The organism is Alkalibacterium sp. s-m-28 (genome assembly GCF_054658175.1).
On the sequence record NZ_BAAGIQ010000079.1, the window covers coordinates 1 to 8821 of the forward strand.

The following is an 8821-nucleotide window of genomic DNA, read 5'->3' on the forward strand; positions in this document are numbered from 1 at the left end:
GGATAGTTTGGTAGTCGGATACCTACTATTTTACCGATAAATGAGGGAGGGGCAAGTGTTTTTTGTCTTTTCCTTGATAGAACAACGGTTATAGACCTTTAAGAACAAAAAAATTTGACAGTAACATATATGAACTAGGAGTGAATAATATGATGAAAAAGAGAATGATGATCCCCCTTGCAGCGCTGATGCTGACGGTATGTGCAGGTGATGACGCAGAAGAACAGCCGGAGATCCTACTCAGTCAGCCAGTGTAGAACAGTATGTACAGGAGCAACGTGAAGCATATACAGCAAATTTAGATGAAATAAGCTTTACAGGAGAGTCTGATGACTTGATGGGTGTTATTCTGGAGCCAGCTACCAACAGTCCTGGAATAAGTGTCGGTGTCCCACTATCTTATCAGTTCGTTGAGGAAGATGGGCAGCAGCAACTAACTGTTCATATTGTTGAACAAAGCGAAGGGGACTCAGATGGTCCCAATCATCAGTTTTACACGCACGACATACAAGACATTCGGGTAGAGGAGGACACATATATCGTCGAGACAGAGGGAGAGACATGCTATTTTGAAATGTTCACGGAGTCAGACAGTCGCCTTAGGAGTGAAGACGGGGAGCTGCTGATCCCGAGTCATTATGTCCCTTCAGAGCTGATCAGCGAATGGCAGGAAGAAGCTGAAGAAGCAGGCGGTTAGGGACAAATCCAACAAAAGGACTGATCAATATAAAACTGAAAAAGAATACGGAAGAATTATTGTTTAGAACAACGCTATTTATCTACTTACCTTTAGTCGTCCTGATCCTTCTTCTGCATCGCCTGATCTTCGGCGCTTCAATGGGTGTCGGATGGGGTCTGATAGCATTCTCCTGGATACTGTTTGCTGTCTGGATGAATGCACGTTATTCCCGTAAGATGCAGCACGAAGATGTATCAGTATTAGATACAGTTGAAGGCCGTCTGGACGCAGATAGATGGAAAATTATAGAACGGGAAGCTGATCTGATCCGTTTGAAACCTAAATTCGATCGGCTATTCAGTCTATCCATAGATGATCAGGTCGTCATTTATTATAGTGAAGATAAAGTCAGGATTGAGGGTCCAGCATATTATTTGAGAAGATTGTCCGATGATATTAGGGGGATAAGTGGAAAAGAGGGACAAAAAGTTAGAACTGTTCTCACTGTATTGGTAATTGCTGGCGTATCGCTCATTCCTTTGCTCACTCAAAGCAGACTCCTCTGGGAACTTCAGGTTTTCGCGCATAATATCCAAGCTTCATCCAGTAGTGGTACCAGTCTGACCGAACCTGGTCAGAGAGGCAGCTCTGTCGCAAACAAGCTGAATGGCGGATATGGGGTCGTGGATGATGCCAGTCTGTACTTGATTGAGTGGCAGAACAGCATCCTTGAAATCGATCTGGGTACTGAAGAAGAAACAGTTATCATTGATAGAGCAAGTGCCGAGCCCTGGTTAGGCAATCTGAATCTTATAGGGGACTGGTTGTATTACTCAGATAATAATTCCCTTCATCGAGTCAGAACAGATGGGAGTAGTGAAGAGACTTTGTATGATCTGGGGCAGATGATTGCCGTACAGATCGTCGACGAGAGCATTTACTTTATAAATGATCAGGATGATAACAGTCCCTACCGGATGACCCTTGAGGGTAGTAATGTGGAACGGATCATTGATGTGAGCCTCACCAGCATGACCGTCTATGAGGACCAGATACTGTTCAGTCATGAGTCAGGTCGCGAAGGCAGGATGGAGCGGATGCAGCCGGACGGGTCGGAGAGAGAGACACTATTGATTGGAGAAGTTTCTTCTATCATGGTCTGGGAAGACTACTATTACTATATTGGTCAGGAGAGCAGACTCTATAGAATGGACCAGTCAGGAACAACTGAACCGGAATTAGTCGTCGATTACCCAGTAAGCATGTATACATTGACGGACCAGGGCATTTACTTTGCAGCTGAATTTGATTCAGGACAGAATCAAGATAATGGCATGTATATGAGTGAGTTGGACGGATCAGACGTTCAGCAAGTAGCACTCGGTCAGCTCACGGACAGGTTGATCACAACCGTGGAGGCCATATTCTATAATACTGGTCTGGAAAGCTTCCATAATTACGAAAGAATCGATTTGGGTGACAGCGCAGAGTAATTGGTCCAGCTACTCATTTGAAATTATTCTGTTGAGTCAGAGAGATAGATATGTTATGATTATATCACCAAATCAAAGGAGGAATGAAAAGATGAGATTGCGGCTTGTGGCTTTGAATCGTTAATTAAATAACTATTCAAGGTCCTGTTTATATGACAGAAACAAGGGAGCAGTCCGTCCATTTTATTCCACAACGGAAAAGCTTAGTTGTCAAAGAGATAGCAGGTCTATCTCTTTTTGTTTTGCAATAAAATAGCGAGGATGCTTCCTCTGATATATAGAACACGGCCTGTATTAAAGGAGTGTTCACTAATGCAAGAACTAGTATTAGATTTAAAAAACATCGAAAAGACATACAACGGAAAAACGATTCTTTCCATAGATGATTTGAAAGTTTATCAGAATGAAAAGGTCGGTATAGTAGGGAATAACGGGCAAGGGAAGAGTACGTTGCTGAAGCTTATCAACCAGTCCATTGAACCGGATAAAGGTCAAGTCAGAATGTTGACTGATTTTCAGTTTTACAGCCAGATGGAGGAGGAAACTGGACTCTTTAGAGACCAAGTTGATTCTGAGATGCTGTCCAGACTGAACGTGCCAAAGCATAGAACAGATGTCTTCAGTGGAGGGGAAAGAACGCGCGCCAGACTGGCCAGCCTGTTCTCCCGTTATACACCGGGGTTGCTGATGGATGAACCCACGACTCATTTGGACTCAGAAGGGATTCAGTTTCTGATAGACGAACTGACTTACTATTATGGTACGCTTCTAGTTGTCAGTCACGACCGGTATTTTCTAGATAAAGTCGTAGAAAAAATCTGGGAAGTGAAGGATGGAACAGTCACTGTTTATCCGGGGAACTATACTGAATACGTGGAGCAGTATGAACAGAATAAATTAGAAACTGAACGGAAACATGAAGCTGCTCTAAAAGAAAAAGCTCGACTGGAATCGGCTGTTAAAAAGAAGCATGAACAAGCTCAGAAGATGAGCAAAGTCAGTCACAAGCAGAAAAACAGGAATATAAGGCCGAGCCGCTTGTCTTCTTCCAAACAGAAAGATACCGTTCAGAAAGCAGCGCATAAGACGGCTAAAGCGATTGAAAAGCGAATGGAACAAATCGAGGACGTCGACTTGCCTGCTGAGCAGAAAACGATACAGTTTCCTGCAATTAAAACGGTAGAAATCCATAACCCGTACCCAGTGATGCTTGAAGATGTCACGATTATCAGAGGGGATCAGATACTGTTAAAAGAAGTAGATGCTCAGTTCGAACGAGGAAAACGTATCGCAATTACCGGGCATAACGGAGCCGGCAAATCGAGTCTGCTATCTCATATACTCAGCAAAGAAGAAGGCGTTCGTCTATCTCCAAAAGTGCGCTTTGCTGTTTACAAGCAGATGGACTACAAGTTGACAGAGGAAACAGGCGTATTGGACTATCTACGGTACGAGTCAGAGTATTCAGAACCACTCGTTCGGGCCGTATTGAATAATTTAGGTTTTGATCAGTCGGATACAGATCGACCTGTGTCGAACTTGAGTGGGGGAGAAGCTACTCGTCTGGCGATTGCCAAGCTGTTTACGGATCCTAGCAACGTCATCGTGCTTGATGAACCGACTAATTTTATTGATCTATCAACTATAGAAGCACTGGAACAGTTACTGAAGGACTACAAAGGAACCGTGTTTTTTACCTCTCATGATAAATACTTCGTGGATAGAGTAGCGGACCAAGTATGGGAAATTGCTAATCGACAATTAATACCGAGATAGTAATAAAGGAAAGAATCATTAGATTAACTAACGATTCTTTCCTTTAATGTACATTTTTCTTTAATATTTATTGCATTCAATTATTGATAACAGGACTTTAATATAAACTTATCACTTTATCTCCAAAGTAGTCCAGTCTAGTCTGGTCTTCATATTGTTTTAGCATCTGATCATCAATTCCGAATAAAGATTCCAAAAAAGTGCGTTCAATAGAAAAATTTTCAAGTTCGGTGTCTAAAATAAGCAGATGGTTTTCAAAAATAAGCTTGAGCAATGCGCGTATTTTTCCTGGCTTAATTACAGGAATATCTTCGTCTAGTGGTTCAATTTTCTTATAGTTCAAGCGGTTAAGTGCTGAGTAAAAATAACGATTTTCCTCGAAGGTCAGCAAATTCAACTTATATGCTCTGTATTCCATTGCTGCTATTGATACATGGTACTTCATTTTCAGGTCAATATAGGAATCAGGATTTGATTTTTTTGAGATGCTATGAAAGTCTGTCACAAAGTTTTCTTCTGGTAGCAAGAAAAAGGAAGCGAAATCGTTAGCTTCTTTTTCTACTTGTCGAAGTTCCTCTTTTGTTAAACCGTCCATATCTATATCTCCATGCATGAGTAAGTGACCTAACTCATGAGCTAAATCAAAATTTCTTCGTACAGAAGATTTCTTTTGAGTACCTAAAACTATAAAAGGAACATTGTCATTCGTCCACGTACTATAAGCGTCAATTGAAAGACCCATATTTTTTTCAAGAATATATATACCAGACAATTCTAACTTGTATAAAAGATCTTTATTATGCTCGACATTTAGTTGCTTTCTGGCTAGGAGAGCAACATCTTTAATAGACTTTTCATTGGAGGCATGGCTTTTATTGTTTCTAAATAACTTATCTTCTGCTTTAGCTTTTAAAGAATAAATTGATTGATTGGGTATGGCAAGTGACTTTTCAAAGTAGGTTATGAAATGATTAACGTAGTTAATGTAATTGAGTTCCATTTTTGCTTTTTTCCTTGAATCTCTATCATCAGAGCGATACGCAATTCGGTCAATACTTACTACTTCTTTTACAAAAGAATCTGAATAGAAAAATTGAGGTTTAACAGATAATACTTTTTTTAATGCATTAATAATATCAAACTTTGGAACGGTATACTGGTTCTCGTACTGCCATACAGCTTGCTCCGAGATTTCTAATTTTTCAGCAAGTTCCTTTCTGGAGAGACCATGTAGTTCTCTTGATTCTCTTAATTTCTCTCCGTAAAACATAATACACACTTCCTTAATTATTTTGTTATTACTCCTGTGCTCCTCGCTCTTCTTCAGAAGGGACAGAGTAACCAAATGAGTGTTGATCACCTGAAAAAATAGTTTCGTTAGAGTTTATTTCTTGAAGCACCGGCTCAAGGTCATCTCGAGTAATTGTGACTGGACTAGATTGAATGAATGGTGTTAGATTTTCTATTTCATAAAGCCTCATTGTTTTACTGCTAGGCATAGTTAATCTGATTGAGTCAATCATTTTAGTCTCGGAGTTTATCTCATAAGTAACGATATAAAAGCGAGAGTAACCTTCTTCAGAAGATAAAGATGAATTGTTCAGTACAGCTTTTATTTCTGCTGGACTCGATAGTTCCAATTCTATCTGTTCAGGAAGAGCTTCGAAATTCAAATCGTCTGATGTCAGTTGTGAATTGTTGATATCTGACAATGGAGTTAAATAATTTTTGTTCTTATCGCTTGATGTTTTCCATCAAAAAAGTCTTTAGTTCGTTTAGAGTTCTTTATGATAATTAGATATTTTTCTGAATCATCGGCTAATGTGAATTGAAGATATTCCCAGGTATATCCAGCTTTATCCATTCGATAATTAAGACCTAAAGATTCAACAGCTCGAGCTACTTGGTCATCGATGTGATTTCCTTTGGTCCAGGCATATGCTCCACTTACGCGCAATTCATTTTTTTTACGCCGCCGCTCATGTAGATATTCCAAGTAACCATTTTGCGTACCGTCAACAATTGCCTGATATACCTTGTTATCCAGTTTAAACTGTCTCATAATACCCTCCTGTTAACACTTTTTTTAATTATATCACTATTTACTAAGTAAAGACATTAATAATCGATTTTTTTTAAAGTGTGATATGAAAAAAATGATTTATATTTAAGAGATGATTTATGGATATACGTTGATGAATTAAATAATGAACATTTAATACAAAGTACTAATGAGAGGTATATTAGTAGTAGTTAGATAAATACAAATTAAACTCCCTTTTCTCTTTAAGGAGTAAAAGTTACCTCGAACAGAGAGAAGGGAGTTACGTTAGATGTGATAAATGAAAATATCTTTTAAGCAACGGATAGTTACTTCTGATCAAACAGCTTAGTGTGCTTGATGTCTTCGACAGTCTGTGTACCTGCCAGCTGCATGACGCGCTTCAGATCGGTGTGGAAGTAGTCGAATACGCTCTTGACGCCTTTCCATCCACCTAGTGCCAGGCCGTATAGTGCAGGCCGTCCGATAGCTACGACATCCGCTCCGCTTGCAAGTGCTTTGAAGATATGCTCACCGCGGCGGATCCCTGAATCAAAGACGATAGGGACACGGCCCTGAACAGCTTCAGATATGCGTTCAAGTGTATCGAATGATCCTGGCGCACCATCCAGCTGACGGCCTCCATGATTTGAAACCCAGATCCCAGCAGCCCCGGCCCCGATGGCTAGAAGTGCATCTTCAGGAGACTGGACGCCTTTCACAAAGACAGGAAGACCGGAATAGTCTGTCAGGAACTCTACGTCTTTCGGGCTGATTTTCTGCTTGGATTGCGCATAGATATTATTGAGTGACATTTTTTCTCCAGTACCAGTCAGATAACGTGAGACGATCGGCATACCGAATGGGTAGACGAACTTGTTGCGCATGTCTTTTTCGCGGTTCCCTGAAAGAGTAGAGTCTGCGGTCAGGATGATTGCAGTTGCTCCGTCGGCTTTCGCTTCATCCACAATAGCTTTGTTCAGTTCGTCGTCTTTACTCATGTAAATCTGGAACCAGCGCGGTGAACCATTCAGCCCTTTTTCGATTTCTTCGAATTTGGCACCGGAATAGGCACTGATGGACATGATCGTTCCGAATTCGGACACGCCTTTAGCTGTCCCGGCTTCTTTTGTCTGGTGAGCCAGACCGTGAGCAGCAATCGGAGCCATGATGAATGGCGCTGTAATGTCATGACCCAGAATGCTGGTTCGAGTATCAGGATTCTCGACATCTGCCAGTACACGTGGAAGGATGCCTTTGTGGTTGAATGATTCGACATTCTGTCTCAATGTGTACTCATCACCGGATCCGCCGGAAATGTAGTCATATCCGCCTTGAGGCACGACTTCTCCCGCAAGCATTTCAAGTTCATAGGTATTGACGATATCCAATTCTTTTACTTCACTAGGTGCAAGGTATTCTTGTTTTGTCTGTTCCATTGTAAATTCCTCCATTTTATATAGTTTGTGTGTTAGATGATAAATAAATTAGCTGAACAGAAGCTGGATCAGCAGCAGGCCGACAGGGGCCAGAATGACAACTGCGATACCGGTCAGGACAATAGACAGGCCGGACATGGCTCCTTGAACGTCTCCCATTTCGATTGCTTTAGTCGTTCCCATGGCATGTGATCCGGACCCCATTGCCACGCCTTGTGCAACGGGTTCAGTCACTTTCAGCCATTTGAAAATCGTTGGACCGACGACCGCTCCCAGTACCCCTGTGAAGACAACGACAGCTACTGTGAGAGAAGCGATACCTCCGAGGGATTCAGATACACCCAAGGCAATCGGAGTCGTCACTGATTTTGGAAACAGTGTGGCAGCCAGCTCTTCATTGAACTGAAACATCAGGCTGAGCAGGACAATGATCACTGTGTGAAAAACGACGCCGATTCCAATGCCAGATAAGATAGCGGATACATTTTCTTTCAGATGAGCGATATTCTTCTTCAACTTGATAGCCAGAGCCACCGTTGCGGGAGTGATCCACATGTTGATATACTGTCCCCCGTTAAAGTAGGTCTCATACGAGATATCCAGCAGAAGCAAAGTGACGATCGTCATCACTATGGCAAAGACCAGTGGGGTAAAAATAGGGATCGGCCACCGTTTATGAAGCTGCTGTCCGATGAGGTAGAAAGAAACGGACAGAACGATGCCGAAAAATGGATTAGCTGCGAGTTCCTGGATCACTGACTTTCTCTCCTTTCCATTGTGGACTGACGCGTCCTGTACGCTGTTCGGATCGTATTCTAGATCTTCTGATAATCAGTTGAACAACGACGCCGACCAGAGCAATCATCAGAGTAGTTGAAATAAAAATGACGACCAGCAGCTGCCACCAGATTGAACTGATGATGCCGAAGTGTGTCATCAGACCTACCCCAGCCGGGATAAAAAGTATGGCCATATTATTTGTCAGCCATTCGCCGGCATCCTCGACCTGTTCCATCCCGATCCAGTTGAACTGCAGAGCTGTAAAGAGCAGTACCATACCCAGCACGCTTCCCGGAACCGCAATGGGACTGAGATAAGAGAGCAGCTCACCTAAAAAGGAGAACAGGAAGAGCCAGAAAAGCTGTTTGATGATTTTCAATATCTTTCCCTCCTCGTATAATAAGTTTGTAGTTAAGAATTGTTCTTAACTTAGTTGATTGATTAACTGTTTGAAAGAATGGAGCTTTCTCCCCCATGGGGGAGAAAAATTTCAAAAAGTCGCTTTTGATGATCCATTCACTTTAGTTCTTTGATAATTAAATATCTTGGTTATCGCTTGGTCATTCCGTGCTGTTTCTGTGTAAAATAGAACTAGATGGAAGATGGTTCTAAA

General features: G+C 41.7%; 9 protein-coding genes. 3 read left to right on the plus strand and 6 right to left on the minus strand.

Annotated features, from left to right (window positions below):
• Positions 1 to 334: 334 nt before the first annotated feature.
• The 3 genes from ACYQ4S_RS09435 to abc-f all read left to right on the plus strand — a co-directional run bounded on the left by ACYQ4S_RS09435 (position 335) and on the right by abc-f (position 3948).
• A complete protein-coding gene (locus ACYQ4S_RS09435; protein WP_459770781.1) occupies positions 335 to 697 on the plus strand; it encodes a hypothetical protein in 363 nt (120 codons plus the stop codon).
• A gap of 59 nt (positions 698 to 756) precedes the next feature.
• Positions 757 to 2172 (plus strand): DUF5050 domain-containing protein, encoded by a 1416-nt coding sequence (locus tag ACYQ4S_RS09440; RefSeq protein WP_459770783.1) that lies wholly within the window; start codon positions 757 to 759, stop codon positions 2170 to 2172.
• Between the two features lie 312 nt (positions 2173 to 2484).
• The gene (abc-f, locus tag ACYQ4S_RS09445; protein WP_459770785.1) at positions 2485 to 3948 is read left to right on the plus strand and encodes a ribosomal protection-like ABC-F family protein; all 1464 of its coding nucleotides are present in this window, start codon (positions 2485 to 2487) and stop codon (positions 3946 to 3948) included.
• Between the two features lie 97 nt (positions 3949 to 4045).
• Here abc-f and ACYQ4S_RS09450 read toward each other — a convergent pair whose 3' ends face one another.
• The 6 genes from ACYQ4S_RS09450 to ACYQ4S_RS09475 form a co-directional block, all read right to left on the minus strand.
• Positions 4046 to 5218: a spr1629 family repressor/antitoxin gene (locus tag ACYQ4S_RS09450; RefSeq protein ID WP_459770787.1), complete on the minus strand. Its 1173-nt coding sequence runs from the start codon at positions 5216 to 5218 to the stop codon at positions 4046 to 4048.
• A 28-nt stretch (positions 5219 to 5246) separates the two neighbouring features.
• The gene (locus ACYQ4S_RS09455; RefSeq protein WP_459770789.1) at positions 5247 to 5660 is read right to left on the minus strand and encodes a hypothetical protein; all 414 of its coding nucleotides are present in this window, start codon (positions 5658 to 5660) and stop codon (positions 5247 to 5249) included.
• A 5-nt stretch (positions 5661 to 5665) separates the two neighbouring features.
• Positions 5666 to 6010: a spr1630 family ClpXP-sensitive toxin gene (locus ACYQ4S_RS09460; RefSeq protein ID WP_459770791.1), complete on the minus strand. Its 345-nt coding sequence runs from the start codon at positions 6008 to 6010 to the stop codon at positions 5666 to 5668.
• A gap of 308 nt (positions 6011 to 6318) precedes the next feature.
• On the minus strand, positions 6319 to 7428 hold the full coding sequence (locus ACYQ4S_RS09465; RefSeq protein ID WP_459770793.1) for an alpha-hydroxy-acid oxidizing protein: 1110 nt from the start codon (positions 7426 to 7428) through the stop codon (positions 6319 to 6321).
• Between the two features lie 48 nt (positions 7429 to 7476).
• Positions 7477 to 8184: an LrgB family protein gene (locus ACYQ4S_RS09470; protein ID WP_459770795.1), complete on the minus strand. Its 708-nt coding sequence runs from the start codon at positions 8182 to 8184 to the stop codon at positions 7477 to 7479.
• Positions 8162 to 8587 carry a CidA/LrgA family protein gene (locus tag ACYQ4S_RS09475; RefSeq protein ID WP_091267898.1) on the minus strand — a complete coding sequence of 142 codons (426 nt, stop codon included), beginning with the start codon at positions 8585 to 8587 and terminating at the stop codon, positions 8162 to 8164. Before ACYQ4S_RS09475 ends, ACYQ4S_RS09470 begins: the two co-directional genes overlap by 23 nt.
• Positions 8588 to 8821 lie beyond the last annotated feature (234 nt).